This is a genomic window from Micromonospora sp. NPDC052213 (assembly GCF_040679695.1).
GTDB lineage: Bacteria > Actinomycetota > Actinomycetes > Mycobacteriales > Micromonosporaceae > Micromonospora.
The window spans coordinates 1-1,056 of record NZ_JBFAVI010000415.1 but is presented as its reverse complement, the minus strand read 5'-3'; the positions used below and the strand labels follow the sequence as shown (position 1 = coordinate 1,056).

Annotated in this window: 1 protein-coding gene; it reads left to right on the top strand. The window is 65.9% G+C overall.

Annotation, left to right across the window (positions count from 1 at the left end; all coding sequences use genetic code 11):
• Positions 1–391: 391 nt before the first annotated feature.
• On the top strand, positions 392–1,056 hold a 665-nt coding region (locus AB0L34_RS34370; protein WP_363709852.1), incomplete at its 3' end, for an endo-1,4-beta-xylanase.

Sequence of the window (1,056 nt, the reverse complement as noted above, 5' to 3'; positions counted from 1 at the left end):
CCGACCTCGGTCAGTCGCTGCACCAGCTGATGTACGGCATGAAGCTGTGGGCCGAGGCGCACATGGACGAGGTGCACGCCAACCGCGAGCGGTACGACGCCGCCGGTCACTGACCGGATCTCCGAAACTTTCGGTCGTGCTCGCGCTTCTCGGCGCCCTTCGCTCGCACGGTCATCCATGGACTCCCGCGCTGATCAGCCGGTTGAGTCCATGTTCGCGTCGACATCGACATTGACCGATCGTGCCGTCGCGGATATCTTCCCAGGGAAGTTACCGGTACATCTTCGAAAAGTTTCAGGGCAGTGACGCGGGGGTGGGCGCACCGCCGGCTCCCACCCGCGTCAAGCCGGGCATCGCCAGCGCATCATCGTCCGATATGCAGAGGAGTGTCATGAAACATCTACCGAGGCGCAGCCACCGCGTGGTGCTGGCCGCCGTCAGCAGCGCGCTGGCTCTCGCCGGTGCCGCGCTCGTGGTGCCCACCATTGCCCAGGCGGCGGCGAGCACGCTCGGTGCCGCCGCGGCACAGTCGGGCCGCTACTTCGGCACCGCCATCGCGGCGAACCGACTGGGCGACTCGACGTACAGCACGATCGCGGCGCGTGAGTTCAACATGATCACCGCCGAGAACGAGATGAAGCCGGACGCGACGCAGCCCCAGCGCGGCCAGTTCAACTTCAACTCGGGCGACCAGATCTACAACTGGGCGACCCAGCGGGGCCTGAAGGTCCGGGGGCACACGCTGGCGTGGCACGCGCAGCAGCCGGGCTGGATGCAGAGCCTGAACGGCAGCAACCTGCGTCAGGCGATGATCGACCACATCAACGGCGTGATGGCCCACTACCGGGGCAAGCTGGCCGCGTGGGACGTGGTGAACGAGGCGTTCAACGAGGACGGCAGCCGCCGGCAGTCGAACCTGCAGGGCACCGGCAACGACTGGATCGAGGTGGCGTTCCGCACCGCGCGGGCGGCCGACCCGTCGACGAAGCTGTTCTACAACGACTACAACATCGAGAACTGGTCGTACTGCAAGACGCATGGTGTCTACAACATGAT